This window comes from Symbiobacterium sp. (assembly GCF_040797425.1).
Lineage (GTDB): Bacteria > Bacillota > Sulfobacillia > Symbiobacteriales > Symbiobacteriaceae > Symbiobacterium.
This window is the reverse complement of the sequence record NZ_JBFNEH010000141.1, coordinates 1-1,068: the sequence shown is the minus strand read 5'-3', so window position 1 is coordinate 1,068 and position 1,068 is coordinate 1. Positions and strand designations below refer to the sequence as shown.

The 1,068-nt window shown below is 71.8% G+C and carries 1 protein-coding gene; it reads left to right on the top strand.

Annotation, left to right across the window (positions count from 1 at the left end; translation table 11 throughout):
• On the top strand, positions 1 to 624 hold a 624-nt coding region (locus tag AB2385_RS17115), incomplete at its 5' end, for an S-layer homology domain-containing protein (RefSeq protein ID WP_367656214.1).
• Positions 625 to 1,068: the final 444 nt, after the last annotated feature.

Genomic DNA, 1,068 nt, shown 5'->3' with positions numbered 1-1,068 from the left:
GGCGCCGGCCGGTTCATGGCCGTGACGAGCGACGGGGCGCTGCTGGTGGCTGACGTCTGCGGAACCCTGTTTGACGACGTACCCGCCGGAACGCCCTGGTGCGACGCCGTGGAAGACCTGGCCACACGGGGGATCGTAGCCGGGATTGGGCCGCGCACCTTCGCCCCGGACAAGTCCCTCACCCGCGCCGAACTGACCACGCTGCTCGTGCGGGCGCTGGGCGCTGCCCCGATTCCGGACCAGTCGCTGCCGTTCGCTGACACCGCCGGCCACTGGGCGGCTGAGCAGGGCTACCTGCAGGCAGCCGTGGCGCTGGGCCTCATCTCTGGTTTCCCCGACGGCACCTTCCGGCCGGACGATCCCGTCACCCGTGCGCAGATTGCCCGCCTGGTCGTCTCGGCCGCCGGCCTGACGCCAGAGGGCGAGGCGCCCTACGCCGACGTGGCCGGGGACGCCTGGTTCGCCGGATGGGTCGGGGCGGCTCACCGGGCCGGGCTGATCGGCCTGCATGTCCCTTACGCTGTCTGGGGGGAGAACGCCGCCTTCGCCGCCGACCAGCCCGTCACCCGCGCCGAGGCCGCAATGGTGCTGGCGAACCTGCTTAGGATCAAGGAGACGGAGTAGACGCGAGCTGCCGACGGGCAGATCGGCCCACGGGCGCCTCGACCGCCGCGGCCTGCCGCACACATCGGCAGGTCCGGGGGTTCGGGGCGCCCTCGCGTTTGTCCACCCGATACCGATCTGGGTAACGTGCGCGCCCTCGCGGGCGGGAGTGTCAACTTTCAGCACCCGTCCGGGCGGGGGCGCGATCGATTCCTGACAGTCGCCGCCCGGCCACCCCGCCCCAGACTGCCTTCAAAGCGGTTAGCCCCCCGCTCACCCGCCGCACACGCCCTGACATCCCAGTCGGTTCGGGTTACGTGCGCGCCCTCGCAGGCGGGAGTGTCAACTTTCAGCACCCGCCCGGGCGAGGGTGTGACTGATTCTTGACCATCGCCGCCCGGTCGCCCCGGCCCAGACTGCCTTCAAAGCGGTTAGCCCCCCGCTCACCCGCCGCACACGCCCTGA